This window comes from Klebsiella sp. CN_Kp088 (genome assembly GCF_040064335.1).
GTDB classification, from domain to species: domain Bacteria; phylum Pseudomonadota; class Gammaproteobacteria; order Enterobacterales; family Enterobacteriaceae; genus Klebsiella; species Klebsiella aerogenes.
The window spans coordinates 275058-289090 of the sequence record NZ_JBEAIQ010000021.1 but is presented as its reverse complement, the minus strand read 5'-3'; the positions used below and the strand labels follow the sequence as shown (position 1 = coordinate 289090).

Below are 14033 nucleotides of genomic sequence, written 5' to 3'. Positions count from 1 at the left end.
TGGCCTATACCGCGCTCTATCTGCTGGCGTTTTGTCTGTGCCCGTTTATTCGCGTCGATCAGCCGGGCTTTGCCCGTAAGGCAAGCGGCGTCAGGGAAGGGGTAGAATATTCATAACGTTATCAGGGCGGGTATATCCCGCCCTGATGTTTTAACGCAGTAACATACAGTCCGGCGGCAGACGGCAGCGTAGCGCCTCGCCGAGGATTTCCATACGGAAGGATTTGCCGCTCAGCGGTTCGCCATCCAGGTTGAAGGTCATTTCATGGGCGGCGGTGACTTCAAACCACGGCGATACGCCGTCGATCAGATTTGGCGAATTATCGGGATTAGCGAGGGTGCTAAACAGCGCAGGCAGCAACTCTTCGCCGGTGAAAATACGCAGATGCAGTAGCCCGTCGTTAATTAATGCCTCAGGACACAGTTGCTGGCCGCCGCCGGCCTGACGGCCATTGCCGATGCCGATAACCAGCGCGTCACCCTGCCAGTGAAAGTTCTCGCCGCGAATTTCGCAGCGGTCCGGCTTCAGGGTATCCATGCGGGTCAGGCCGTGAATCAGATAGGAGACGCCGCCGAGCGCGGCTTTCAGTTTTTCCGGCGTTTCGGTGGTGATACGGGTGCCAAAGCCGCCGGTGGCCATATTGATAAACCCGGCCTCGTTGTTAACGCGTACCACATCAATAGGGACATCGCGCCCGGCTATCGCCAGCTTCAGCGCGCTGGCTAAATCCTGCGGGATGCCGACGCTGGTGGCGAAATCATTGGCTGTGCCGAGGGGGAGTATTCCCAGCGCCATGTTGCTGCCGCGCTCGACCAGCGCGGTGGCGACTTCATTAATCGTACCATCGCCGCCGCCGGCAATTACCGTCGCCACCTTGAGCGTTTCGGCTTCCTCGACAAAACGAATCGCATCGCCTTTTTCCCAGGTTACGCGGACATGTATCTCGATACCTTCTTCACGCAGGAGATTAACGGCTTCACGCAGTTGTGGCTCATTCGCGCCTTTACCGTTGAGAATTAATAAGCTGGCTGGAAATTGGGTCATCCTTTATCGCCTCATTCTTAGTCGTCATCCTCAGTGTATCGCATGAATGGCGTCATGGAATAAGAAAGTCGGGAAAATGGGATGCATAAAAAATAAGCCCGCGTAAGGGAGATTACGCAGGCTAAGGAGGTGGTTCCTGGTACAGCTAGCATTTATGGGTTATGTTTTTCAGCGAAATGGATGATACCTGCTTCGAACGAAACGGTATGTGATCCGATTCTAATATCCATACATAATGAAAAAATAACGCCAATAAACTAATTTTTATGCGGATTGCGCGTCGACTCGCCGTTAAAATTACGCATCAGCAACCCATACTCCAGCGCCATATCCTCCGGCAGCGGCAGCCAGACGATATAACCGTCTCCCGGCGCGACAGGCATTGCTTCGCCTTTGGCGTTCTCCATATGTTCGAGCGTAAAGTTGACGTTACCTTGCGGAGTCATGACCTCCAGGCTGTCGCCGACCGAGAACTTATTTTTCACCGCCACTTCGGCCAGATGACCATGACGCTTGCCGGTGAATTCGCCGACAAACTGCTGGCGTTCGGAAACCGAATAGCCGTATTCATAATTCTGATAGTCGTCGTGGGTGTGGCGGCGCAGGAAGCCTTCGGTATAGCCGCGGTGGGCCAGACCTTCCAGCGTCTCCAGCAGACTGGTGTCGAACGGTTTACCGGCGGCGGCGTCGTCGATCGCTTTACGGTACACCTGGGCGGTGCGGGCGCAGTAGTAGAAGGATTTGGTGCGGCCTTCAATCTTCAGCGAATGAACGCCCATCTGGGTCAGACGCTCAACGTGGGCAATAGCGCGCAGATCTTTGGAGTTCATGATGTAAGTGCCATGCTCATCCTCAAAGGCGGTCATATACTCGCCCGGACGTTTGGCTTCCTCAATCATAAATACCTGGTCGGTTGGCGCGCCGATACCGAGAGTCGGTTCAACGTTCTGCACCGGGATAGGTTCATGCTTGTGGACGATATTACCCACGTCATCTTCTTTGCCTTCCTGGACGTTGTACTCCCAGCGGCAGGCGTTGGTACAGGTGCCCTGGTTAGGGTCACGTTTATTGATATAGCCGGAGAGCAGGCAGCGGCCGGAGTAGGCCATGCACAGCGCGCCGTGGACGAAAATCTCAATTTCCATCTCCGGCACCTGGCTGCGAATTTCGGCGATCTCGTCCAGCGACAGTTCGCGGGAGAGGATCACGCGGGTCAACCCCATTTGCTGCCAGAATTTCACCGTCGCCCAGTTGACGGCGTTGGCCTGTACCGACAGGTGGATCGGCATATCAGGGAAGTTTTCCCGCACCAGCATGATTAAACCAGGATCGGACATAATCAGCGCGTCCGGGCCCATTTCCACTACCGGTTTGAGATCGCGAATGAACGTTTTCAGCTTGGCGTTATGCGGCGCGATGTTAACCACCACATAGAATTTTTTCCCCAGCTCATGGGCCTCATTGATGCCGAGCTGCAGGTTTTCGTGGTTGAATTCGTTGTTGCGGACGCGCAGTGAGTAACGCGGCTGGCCGGCGTAGACCGCATCGGCGCCATAAGCGAAAGCGTAACGCATATTTTTCAGCGTTCCCGCCGGGGAAAGAAGTTCCGGTTTAAACATGATTTTCTCGTTCTGATGACAGGTCAGACTCGCCGCACCAGGTACGGCGATTCGGGGGAGTGTCCCCACATTAAGGGCGGGCATTGTAGCTCTGTGGAAAGAGGGAGTAAACCTTCGCGCCTCTCTGCGCTAAGAGGCGCGATGTTCAAGCCATTCTACAGGCGTCGGCTTCCCAGCGATAGCCAACGCCGTAGACGGCGCGAATAAACGACTGCTCCGCGTCCAGCGATTCCAGCTTACGGCGCAGGTTTTTAATATGGCTGTCGATGGTACGGTCGGTAACTACGCGATAATCGTCGTACAGATGATTGAGCAGTTGTTCGCGGGAGAAGACTTTACCCGGCTCCTGCGACAGCGTTTTTAATAGCCGAAACTCGGCGGGAGTCAGGTCCAGCATTTTTTCGCGCCACGAGGCCTGGAAGCGGCTTTCGTCAACAATTAGCGGACTTTGCGCATCCAGAGCCTGCAGGTCGCGCTGTGGTTTACAGCGACGCAGGATCGTCTTCACGCGGGCCACGACTTCACGCGGGCTGTACGGTTTGCAGATATAGTCATCGGCGCCGATTTCCAGCCCCAGCAGGCGATCGATCTCCTCGATTTTGGCAGTGACCATCACAATCGGTATCTCGGAAAATCGGCGGATCTCGCGGCACAGGGTCAGGCCATCGGTGCCCGGCAGCATTAAATCCAGCAGGATCAAATGCGGGGGCGTCTGGCGGACGTAGGGCAGTACCTGATCGCCATGCGCAATGAGCGTTGGCGCATAGCTCGCAGCTTGCAAATAGTCGATCAACAACTGACCGAGTTTGGGCTCGTCTTCCACGATTAAAATGCGCGGCGTGTTTTCATCAATAGGTAATTCGCTCATACATCCCTCGATAAATCCTGTTCCAGAGGTAACTCTACTTTAATGCTAACCCCGCCAAAAGGCGAATGACCGGCGTTCAGGCTGCCGCCGTGGGCGGCGACGATATTCATACAGATTGCCAGCCCAAGACCGGATCCACCGCTGGCCCGGTTGCGTGAGCCCTCGGTGCGATAAAAACGCTCACAGAGCCGCGCCAGCTGCTCGTCGCTAACGCCGGGGCCGCTATCGGCGAAATCGAGCGTCAACATGCGACCATTTTGTTTGGCGTCAATCTGCAGGCGGCCGCCGCTGTCGGTATAGCGTAGGCTGTTTTCCAGCAGGTTATTGAACAGCTGCATCAGACGATCGCGATCGCCGAAAACGATAGCGTTATCCGGCAGCGAGACGCCGATGGTTAAACCCCGGCTGGCGAAGCGTTCACGGAATGCACCTGCGGCGACCTCCAGCAGCGCAATTAAATCCACCGACTCTTTCTGGTAGGCTAACGCGCCTTCATCGGACATCGACAACTGATGCAGATCGTCCACCAGCTTGGTAAGCGTGCCGACTTCCGCCTGCAGCGAAGAGATCGAATCCGGGGTGAATTTACGCACTCCGTCCTGAATAGCCTCCAGCTCACCGCGCAGGACCGCTAGCGGCGTGCGGAGTTCATGCGAAATATCGGCCATTAAATCGCGGCGCATCTGTTGGTTACGCTCAAGCGTACTGGCAAGCTGGTTAAAATCCTGCGCCAGACGACCCAGTTCATCCCCGCCGGTGACCGTGACGCGGGTGGAGAAATCGCCCGCCGCCAGCTTATGGGTGCCTTCCACCAGCCGTTTGACCGGCGCCAGCAGCCCGCGGGCCAGCGGGAAGGTGGCCAGCGCGGCGAGGAGGGTGGCAAGGGCGACAATCAGCCAACTGGTGCGTTTTTGCTGGCGGTCGAAATTGATATCCGTGTTGCGCGTGAGCCGCTCAACCGGCGAGGCGATCACCGCCCCGACGGTCACGCCGTCGACGACAATGTTACGGCGGGTACCGTCCTGCGGGACCGGCGCCCGCGGGCCTACCAGCACGCGCCCTTGTTGATCGACAACCCAAAATTGCGTGCGCCAGCCGTGCGGCGGCATATCGGGCCGCGGGCCAGGGCCGGGCATTGGCCCTGGCTCGCCATGCGGACCCGGCCCACCCGGTGGACGTTCGTCGTTATCGCGCTCGAAGGTGCGCAGTAACTGGAAGATAAAACGATCGTTGTTGCGCAAAAATTTCCAGTCGCCGTGCTGCTCGTACTGTTCACTCAGCGCGTCGCCGAGCATCGTTAGTCGTTGTTCATTACCGCGTTTAATATAGTCGATAAAGCCGCGCTCAAAGCTGATGCGCACTGCCCAATGCATGCTAATCAGCAGCACGATACAGGTGGCGAAAATAGCCAGGAACAGCTTACCGGTGATACCCGGGCGCCAAAGTTTCACGATTCACTCCTTTTGCGTCGGCGGATGACGGTGTTGCTGCCGACATCGTTCGGTACACGGGAAAAGATGAGCGCCGGGAGGGCGATAATCACCGCCATGCTCAGATAGGTGTAGAGGAAAACTTGATGAACGGCTGGGGCATCGGCGCTGATATGCTGCTGGCCGTACATGCCGAGCAGTAGCCCGGCGATGGTCACGCCGATACTCATCGAGAGCTGCATAACCATCGAGAGCAGGCTGTTACCGCTACTGGCCAACTCATCAGGCAGGTCTTTTAGCGTCAGAGTATTCATCGACGAGAAACGGCTGGAGTTAATCATGCCCTGCAGGAACAGCACTAGCGGCAGCAGCCAGTACCAGCCGGCCAGTGCGACGGCCATGAACAGCAAACTCACCAGCGCCAGGCCGAGCGTCGCGAAAACCAGCACGCGGCGATAGCCAAAGCGATTCACTACCTGCACCACGATGCGTTTCATCCCCATGCTGCCCAGCACCATGGGGATCATCATCAGCCCGGCGTGGAACGGCGAGAAGCCGAGGCCAATTTGCAGGAATACCGGGGTCATAAACGGTAACATCCCGCTGCCGATACGCCCGGCGAAGCTGCCGCCAAGACCGAGCGAGAAGGTTTTATTGCGAAACAGTTTGAGGCTAAACAATGCGTTAACGTTGTCACGGGCGTGCCACAAATAAAAAACTATCGCCATCAGGCCGCCGACGACCAGCGCGGCGAGCAGCAGCGGCGAGATACCCAGCCCTTTTTTGCCGTCAAGCGCCAGCGTCAGGGCGGCCATTCCTGTCGCCAGCAGAATAAAACCAAGAATATCAAAACGCCGGGTCTGCAGGGTGTAGTTCGGCATCAGGCATAATGTGGCGATAGCGCCGATGATGCCAACCGGGATGTTAATCAAGAAAATCCAGTGCCAGGAGGCATATTCGACCAGTACCCCGCCAAGCGCCGGGCCGAGCAGCGGTCCAACCTGGCCGGGCAGGGTGACGAAGGTCATCGCCGCCATATACTGATCGCGTGGAACGATTTTCATCACCGTCAGACGCCCGACTGGTACCATCATCGCGCCGCCGACGCCTTGCAGCACCCGGGACATTATCAGTTGATCGAGAGTGCTGGCCTGAGCGCAGAACAGCGAGCCGACGGTAAACAACACAATGGCGCTGAAAAAGATATTGCGCACGCCGACCCGGTCCGCCAGCCAGCCGCTGGCCGGCAGCATGACCGCCACCGTAAGCGCATATGAGACCACTACCATATGCATGTGCAGCGGGCTCTCCCCAAGGCTATTGGCCATCGAGGGCAGGGCGGTGTTGACGATGGTGGTATCCAGCGACTGCATAAAGAAGCCGAAGGCCACAATCCATAACTGCCAGCGTACGCTGGCGGGTAGATCTGTCATCTTATTCGCTTACCGGTTGAGCAGGCTTGCGCGTAAAACGCAGCCGCAGACGATCAAAGAACAAATAGACCACCGGGGTGGTGTACAGCGTCAGCAACTGGCTCATGACCAGGCCACCGACAATGGTGATCCCCAACGGCTGCCGCAGTTCGGACCCGTCGCCGCCCGATAGCACCAGCGGCAGCGCGCCGAATAGCGCCGCCAGGGTGGTCATCATGATCGGGCGAAAACGCAGCAAACAGGCCTGGAATATCGCTTCTTCCGGCGGAAGATTGCCGGTACGCTGCGCTTCAAGGGCGAAATCGACCATCATGATGGCGTTTTTCTTTACGATGCCAATTAATAGCATGATCCCTATCAGGGCGATTAGGCTGAATGGGGCGCCAAATAATTCCAGCGCCAGCAGCGCGCCAACCCCCGCTGACGGCAGGGTTGAGAGAATGGTTAACGGATGCACGTAGCTTTCGTAGAGGATCCCCAGCACGATATACACCGTGGCGATGGCGGCGATAATCAGGATCACCTGTGAGTTCATCGTCTGCTGGAATACCTGTGCGGTGCCGGCAAACGATCCTCGCACGCTCGACGGCACGCCAAGCTGGGTCATCGCCCGGTCAATGGCGTCGCTGGCTTCCGACAGCGATTTGCCGGTCGGCAGGTTGAAGGAGATGGTCGAGGCGGCCGATAGCCCCTGGTGGTTGACCGAAAGCGGTGCGTTCGCCGGTTGCCATTTGGCGAAGTATGACAGCGGGATGGGTTTACCGTCGTTACTAATGACAAACATTTGCTCCAGCGCGCTAACGTCCTGGGTATAAAGCGGATCGACTTCCATCACCACTTTGTACTGGTTCAAAGGTTGATAGATGGTCGAGATCTGCCGCTGGCCGAAAGCGTTGTTTAACAGGCTGTTGGCATCCTGCACGCTGACGCCCAGGCGTGACATGGTGTCGCGGTCGTAGACCAGATCCATCTCCGCGCCGTTATCTTGCTGATCCGAGTTAACGTCAGCCAGTTCCGGCAGTGCCGCTAGCGCCTTGCGGATTTTTGGCTCCCATTCACGCAGCGCCGACAGATCGTCCGATAACAGGGTGTACTGATAGCTGGCGTTCGACTGACGTCCGCCAACGCGGATATCCTGCACCGCCATCAGGAACAGATTAGCGCCGGGCTCTTTCGCCAGTTTTTTCCGCAGCCGGTCGATGATTTGCTGCGCCGTTTCGTGGCGTTGGTCGTGCGGTTTCAGGGTGATAAACATCATACCGCTATTCACCCGCGAGCCGCCGGTAAAACCGGTCACGTTATCGACCGCCGGATCCTCGCGGATGATCTTCATAAAGTCCTGCAGTTTGCCGCGCATCGCCTGGAACGAAATACTCTGATCCGCCTGAATGCCGCCCATCAGCACCCCGGTGTCCTGCTCCGGGAAGAAGGTTTTCGGAATGGCGATATACAGCCACACGCTGAGCGCCATCGTACCGAGCAGCACCAGGCCAGTCAGGCGACTATGCTTCAGCACCCATTTTAACGATTTGCCATAGCCGCCCTGAATAGTGACCAGCAGGCGGCCAAAGCCACGCTTGCGCGTTGGTTCATGAGGTTTGCCGCTTTTCAGCAGCCAGCCGCACATCATTGGCGTCAGCGTGAGCGACACGGCGAGCGAAATACCGATCGCTACCGATAGCGTGACGGCGAACTCGCGCAGCAGACGACCCGGCAGGCCGCCCATCAGCAGCAGCGGTAAGAACACCGCCACCAGCGACAGGCTCATCGACAGCACGGTAAAGCCGACTTCACGGCTGCCCTGTAACGCGGCCTGCAGCGGTTTCATTCCCGCCTCAAGATGGCGGGAAATATTCTCCAGCACCACGATGGCGTCGTCGACAACGAAACCGGTGGCGATGGTCAGCGCCATTAACGACAGATTATTGAGGCTGAAGCCGCACAAATACATCGCGGCAAAGGTACCGATTAACGATACCGGTACGGCGACGGCCGGGATAAGCGTTGCGCGCCCGGAGCGCAAAAACAGAAAGACCACCAGAATCACCAGTGCGACCGAAATCACCAGCGTTTGTTCGACCTCTTCCAGCGAAGCGCGGATGGTGGGCGAACGATCCTGCGCAATCTGTAAATCAATGGCGGCGGGGATGGTACGCTGTAGTTCCGGCAGGCGGGCGCGAATGCTATCAACCGTCTGAATGATGTTGGCTTCCGGCAGCTTGCGGATCATCAATAGGATCGCCGGTTTGGCGTTGGTCATCCCGGCGTTACGCACATCCTGCACTGAATCCGTCACTTTTGCCACGTCGCCAAGGCGTACCGCCGCGCCGTTATTGTAGTGGACGATCACCGGCAAATATTCCGCCGCGGTTTTCAATTCATCGTTGGTCTGCACCTGCCAGCGGTGGGTCTTATCTTCCAGCGCGCCCTGCGGGCGACGCACGTTGGCGTTATCAATGGCGCTGCGCACGGCGTCCAGTGAGACGCCCTGGTTAAATAGCGCCTGCGGGTTAAGGTCGACGCGCACCGCCGGCAGTGAGCTGCCGCCGACGTCGACATCGCCGACGCCGTCAATCTGCGCGATGGTTTGCGCCAGCTGGGTTGACGCGAAATCGTACAACTCGCCTTGCGAATAGGTATCCGAGGTGAGCGTCAGGATCATGATCGGCGCATCGGACGGGTTAGCTTTGCGATACGTGGGGCGGCTGGGCATCCCGCTCGGCAGCAGACTTTGCGCGGCATTAATCGCCGCCTGCACGTCGCGGGCGGCGCCGTTAATATCGCGATCGAAATTAAACTCCATGATGATGCGGGTACTGCCAAGCGAGCTCGACGAGGTCATTTCATTGACCCCGGCAATGCGCCCCAGCGAGCGTTCCAGCGGTGTTGCCACCGACGAGGCCATGGTTTCCGGCGAGGCGCCGGGCAGCGAGGCGCTAATCATGATCACCGGGAAATCCACCTGCGGCAGCGGTGCGACCGGCAGCAGGCGGAATCCGAGGATCCCGCATAGGGTAATCGCCAACGAGATAAGAATCGTCGCCACCGGCCGATAAATGAAGAGAGCGAAGAACTTCACTTACGCCTCCTCTTCACGGCGCGGGAAGCGGCTCTTCATATACAGCGATAGCCGGTCGAACAGCAGATAAATCACCGGCGTGGTGAATAACGTCAGTACCTGGCTGAGCATCAGACCGCCAACCATACCAATCCCCAATGGGCGGCGTAACTCGGCGCCGACGCCGGTGCTGAGCATCAAGGGCAGCGCGCCGAGCAGGGCGGCGAGGGTGGTCATCAGAATCGGACGGAAGCGCAGCAGGCAGGCCTGATAAATGGCTTCGCGCGGCGGCATTCCCTGCTCGCGCTCGGCGGCGAGGGCAAAGTCAATCATCATGATGGCGTTTTTCTTCACGATACCAATCAGCAGAATGATGCCGATGATGGCAATCACATCCAGCTCGCTACCGGCCAGCCATAGCGCCAGCAGCGCCCCGACGCCAGCGGTTGGCAGGGTAGAAAGAATGGTGATGGGATGAATGAAGCTTTCGTACAGCACGCCGAGGACGATATACATGGCGACGACCGCCGCGACGACCAGCCAGACGGTGCTACCGAGCGCCGACTGGAATGCGAGGGAACTGCCCTGGAACTGGGTGCGGATGTCGCTTGGGAAATCCAGCGACTGCTCGGCTGACAAAATAGCCTCTACCGCTTCGCCGAGGGAGTAGTTATCCGGCACGTTGAATGAAATAGTGGTCACCGGGAACTGATCGAGATGGTTCACCGACAGCGGGGTAAAACGCTGCTCGACGCTGGCGATGGATTTCAGAGGCACGATACCGCCATCGCTGCTGGTGAGGCGGATATTATCAAGAGCCGCTAGCCCCGGCGTCGCCTGGGTGTCGTGCTCCAGTACCACACGATATTGGTTGGCCTGGGTATAAATTGTCGAGATCAGCCGTTGGCCAAAGGCGTTATACAGCGCGTTATCGACATCCGCCATGGAAATACCCAGCCGGCTGGCGCTATCGCGATCGACATTAATATAAGCCGCGAGCCCTTTATCCTGCCAGTCGCTGCTGACGTCGGCAAGCTGGGGTAAGGATTGCAGGCGCGACAGCAATTGCGGCACCCAGTTGCTCAGCGCATCAAGCGAGTTAGCCTGCAGGGTAAACTGATACTGAGTGCGACTGACGGTGGTATCGATAGTCAGATCCTGCGTTGGCTGGAGATAAAGCTCAATACCCGGTACACTAGCCACCGATTGCTGCAGACGGCTGATGACCGTTTGCACGCGATCGTCGCGTTCATCCAGTGGTTTGAGGTTAATCTGCAGACGCGCGCTGTTCAGCGCTGGATTGGTGCCATCAACGCCGACGAACGACGTCAGGCTTTCAACCGCCGGATCTTTCAGAATCAGATCGGATACCTGCTGCTGGCGTTGCGCCATACTGGCGAACGACACCGACTGCGGGGCCTGTAACGTGCCCTGAATAATGCCGTTATCCTGGATTGGGAAGAAGCCTTTCGGGATAAAGACCCACAGCAGAATCGATAACGCCAGGGTGCTTAACGCCACGCTCAACGTTAGCCATGGGTGGTTTAGTACCCGGCTTAGCCAGCGGCCATAGACGGCAATCACCCGCTCGAAGAAACGCTCGCTGGCCCGCGAAAAGCGGTTTTGTTTGCGCAGCGATTCGTGGCTTAACATCCGCGCGCACATCATCGGCGTCAGGGTCAGCGAGACCACCGCCGAAATCAGAATCGCCACCGCCAGGGTAATGGCGAATTCACGGAACAATCGCCCAACGATATCACCCATAAACAGCAGCGGAATCAGTACGGCAATCAGCGAGAAGGTTAATGAAATAATCGTGAAGCCGATTTCCCCCGCGCCTTTCAGCGCGGCGGCAAGCGGTTTTTCGCCCTTTTCAATGTAGCGAGAGATGTTTTCAATGACCACGATGGCGTCATCGACCACGAAACCGGTGGCGATGGTCAATGCCATTAGCGTCAGGTTGTTGATTGAAAAATCAAGGAACACCATAACCGCGAAGGTGCCGACCAGCGACAGCGGTACGGCGACGCCGGGGATGATAGTCGCCGGGACATTGCGCAGGAAGAGATAAATGATCATCACCACCAGCGCGATGGCGAGCAGCAATTCGAACTGCGTATCGCTGACCGACGCGCGAATATTGGTGGTGCGGTCAGAAAGCACCTGTACCTTAACGGATTTAGGCAAGCTCTCGGTCAGTTGCGGTAGCATCTGGCGGATGCTGTCGGCAGTGGCGATGATGTTCGCTCCCGGCTGGCGTTGGACGTTCATCACTATCGCCCGCTGCTTATTGGCCCACGCCCCCAGCCAGGCGTTCTCGGCGCCCTGTTCGATGGTCGCGATATCGCCAAGACGGATCGGCGCGCCGTTCTGATAGGCGATAATCAGCCGACGGTAATCTTCCGCCGACTGCATCTGATCGTTGGCGGAAAGGGTGACCGCGCGGGCCGGGCCGTCAAGGCTACCTTTTGCTGAATTCACGTTGGCGCTGGTAATGGCGGTACGCACGGTTTCGCTGGTCAAACCTAACGCGGCGATCGCCTGGGCATTGAGCTTAACGCGCACCGCAGGACGTTGGCCGCCGGCCAGCGTCACCAGGCCGACCCCGGAAACCTGAGATATCTTCTGCGCTACCCGAGTTTCCACCATATCTTCAACCTGCGTCATCGGCATCGCGCTGGAGGTCACGGCCAGGGTCATGATCGGCGGATCCGCCGGGTTCACTTTGCTGTAAACCGGCGGGTTGGGTAAATCAGACGGCAGCAGGTTGGTCGCGGCGTTGATGGCCGCCTGCACTTCCTGTTCGGCGACATCCAGCGCCAGGGTCAACTGGAACTGCAGAGTAATGACCGACGCGCCGCCCGAGCTTTGTGAAGACATCTGCTTAAGGCCGGACATCTGGCCAAACTGGCGTTCCAGCGGCGCGGTAATCGATGACGTCACCACATCCGGGCTGGCGCCGGGGTAGAGCGTTACTACCTGAATGGTTGGGTAGTCAACTTCCGGCAGCGCAGAGACCGGCAGGAAGCGATAGCCGATGATACCGGCCAGCAGAATGGCGACCATCAATAGCGTTGTCGCCACCGGACGCATAATAAACAGTCGGGAAGGGCCGCCCGTACTGCTTGGGGGTAAGACTTGCATCAGGCGCCCGCTCCGTTTTTACCACTCGGGCGGGTGGTAGGTTGTTCCTGCACGGCGCTGTGAGCTTCGACGACTTCGACCTTAGCGCCTTCCGTCAGGCGATCGATACCATCGGTCACCACCCGGTCGCCCGCTGACAGCCCGGCGTTAATCACCACTTTTTGGCTATCTTGAATACCCGGCGTGACCGTATGTTTACTGACTTTATTCTCACTGTTCAGCACCCACACGAAGTGCCCCTCGTTGCCCATTTGTAGCGCGGCGGTGGGGATCACTACTGCATCCTGCTCGGTATCCACCAGCATTCTGGCATTGACGAACTGATTCGGGAACAGCGCGTCATCGAGGTTATTAAAGCGCGCTTTAAGCTTAATGGTGCCGGTGGTGGCATCGATTTGGTTATCGAGGCTCAGCAGGCTGCCTGTACTGATCTTCTGTTTATTGGTTCGGTCCCAGGCCTCGACGCTCAGCGTTTTACCGGCTTTCTGCGCCTGTACCACGGTGGCGATATCGCTTTCCGGCAGGGTAAAGACCAAATCGATAGGGTGAGTTTGCGTGAGAACGACAATGCCGGTGGTGTCGCCATTGGAGATTTGGTTGCCGATGTCGACCTGTTTCAGGCCCACGCGGCCGTCAATCGGCGCGGTGATGCGGGTCCAGTCCAGCTGCAGTTGCGCACTGGCGACGGCGGCCTGATCGGCTTTAACCGTACCGGCGGATTCAACCACCAGCGACTGCTGGGTATCCAGCTCCTGACGGGAGATAAGATTGGTTTTCACCAGTTGTTGATAGCGAGCGAGATCGCGGCGCGCGTTAGCGAGGGTGGCGTTATCTTTGGCAAGCTGCCCCTGCGCCTGGGCCAGCGCGACCTTGAACTGGCTGGGATCGATTTGCGCCAGCAGATCGCCGGCTTTTACCTGCTGACCTTCCTGGAAATGGATACTCAGTAACTGGCCGTCAACCCGACTGCGCACGGTCACGGTGTTCGCCGCGGCGATAGTCCCCAGGCCAGTAAGGTAGCGGGGGACGGATTCGCTGGTGGCGGTTGCCGCCTGCACCGGGGCCAGCGTGGCCCCAAAACGCCCATGACGCGCCCCGGCAGGCGCCTTTGCTCCTTGCTGACTCGCGCCAGCAGCGCCTGCGGTTGTCTCTTCGGCGCGATCGTACCAGAACCAATAGGCGGCTCCCGCCGCCAAAATTACCGTCAGGACTATTCCCCAACGAAGTGTGTTACTGCTTTTCATTATTTTGCTATCTCATTCTGAAGCTTTCGCTGAATGATACTAGTTTAGTAACGGAACGCCCCGCAAAAATGGAGGAATTATGAAAAGCGCGTATGGAAAGGTCTGAATTGGCGGGCTTTCACGAGGAGGCTCGCAAAGCCGAACGCTGAAAAGAAATGTGTCAGACGCGGCATGGTAACGTCAGCTTGATTTA

Annotated in this window: 9 protein-coding genes; 1 reads left to right on the top strand and 8 read right to left on the bottom strand. The window is 57.8% G+C overall.

All coding sequences use genetic code 11. From position 1 onward, the window contains the following. The coding region (locus ABLV08_RS11970) for a hypothetical protein (protein ID WP_227504458.1) at window positions 1–116 on the top strand (116 nt) is incomplete at its 5' end. A 34-nt stretch (window positions 117–150) separates the two neighbouring features. Here ABLV08_RS11970 and yegS read toward each other — a convergent pair. The 8 genes from yegS to ABLV08_RS11930 all read right to left on the bottom strand — a co-directional run bounded on the left by yegS (window position 151) and on the right by ABLV08_RS11930 (window position 13840). Continuing rightward, entirely contained in the window at window positions 151–1044 is an 894-nt protein-coding gene (yegS, locus tag ABLV08_RS11965; protein ID WP_032708728.1) for a lipid kinase YegS, read from the bottom strand. A gap of 257 nt (window positions 1045–1301) precedes the next feature. Next, window positions 1302–2663, bottom strand: coding sequence for a tRNA 5-hydroxyuridine modification protein YegQ (gene yegQ, locus ABLV08_RS11960; RefSeq protein WP_032708727.1), 1362 nt, complete (start codon window positions 2661–2663; stop codon window positions 1302–1304). A gap of 145 nt (window positions 2664–2808) precedes the next feature. Continuing rightward, complete coding sequence (gene baeR, locus ABLV08_RS11955) at window positions 2809–3531, bottom strand: two-component system response regulator BaeR (protein ID WP_015365781.1); 723 nt, start codon at window positions 3529–3531, stop codon at window positions 2809–2811. Further along, a complete protein-coding gene (gene baeS / locus ABLV08_RS11950) occupies window positions 3528–4982 on the bottom strand; it encodes a two-component system sensor histidine kinase BaeS (RefSeq protein ID WP_015706068.1) in 1455 nt (484 codons plus the stop codon). Before baeS ends, baeR begins: the two co-directional genes overlap by 4 nt. Then, complete coding sequence (locus ABLV08_RS11945) at window positions 4979–6394, bottom strand: MFS transporter (RefSeq protein WP_348855896.1); 1416 nt, start codon at window positions 6392–6394, stop codon at window positions 4979–4981. The genes baeS and ABLV08_RS11945 overlap by 4 nt, the downstream gene beginning before the upstream one ends. A 1-nt stretch (window position 6395) precedes the next feature. After that, window positions 6396–9473 carry a multidrug efflux RND transporter permease subunit MdtC gene (mdtC, locus tag ABLV08_RS11940; protein ID WP_348855895.1) on the bottom strand — a complete coding sequence of 1026 codons (3078 nt, stop codon included), beginning with the start codon at window positions 9471–9473 and terminating at the stop codon, window positions 6396–6398. Continuing rightward, on the bottom strand, window positions 9474–12596 hold the full coding sequence (locus ABLV08_RS11935; RefSeq protein WP_015365785.1) for an MdtB/MuxB family multidrug efflux RND transporter permease subunit: 3123 nt from the start codon (window positions 12594–12596) through the stop codon (window positions 9474–9476). Continuing rightward, window positions 12596–13840, bottom strand: coding sequence for an MdtA/MuxA family multidrug efflux RND transporter periplasmic adaptor subunit (locus tag ABLV08_RS11930; protein ID WP_348855893.1), 1245 nt, complete (start codon window positions 13838–13840; stop codon window positions 12596–12598). Before ABLV08_RS11930 ends, ABLV08_RS11935 begins: the two co-directional genes overlap by 1 nt. Window positions 13841–14033: the final 193 nt, after the last annotated feature.